The sequence below is a fragment of the Aeromonas sp. LsrichE-8G genome (assembly GCF_022869435.1).
Lineage (GTDB): Bacteria > Pseudomonadota > Gammaproteobacteria > Enterobacterales > Aeromonadaceae > Aeromonas > Aeromonas caviae.
Window position 1 is genome coordinate 1 of sequence record NZ_JALIHH010000286.1, and the last position, 295, is coordinate 295.

General features: G+C 58.6%; 1 pseudogene. It reads right to left on the bottom strand.

The window, feature by feature from the left end:
- Positions 1 to 254: pseudogene (locus tag MUW49_RS21330) on the bottom strand (transposase family protein); the annotation flags it as partial.
- Positions 255 to 295 lie beyond the last annotated feature (41 nt).

Genomic DNA, 295 nt, shown 5'->3' on the forward strand with positions numbered 1-295 from the left:
ACGCGACCACAGCGCAGACAGTCGACGCGGCGAACAGGCAGTTGTAACCAGACTTGTCGGTCAAATAGGTCTCGCTCACGCACCCGGCGGATACGTTGGTCGTGGATCAATGGCGTGGGTTGCAGGCATCGGCGACAACGGGGCAACAGGTCGGCGCGAGGCTCAAGGGTAAACAGGGTGTGATGGTTGGCAGAAAGCGCTTGGGCGATGACGGTATAACCTGGCCAGAAGGAGGCAATATCAATATGATGCACGGCGACAGCAGGGTGATGGTGGTGGTGTGTTTGGAGACAGC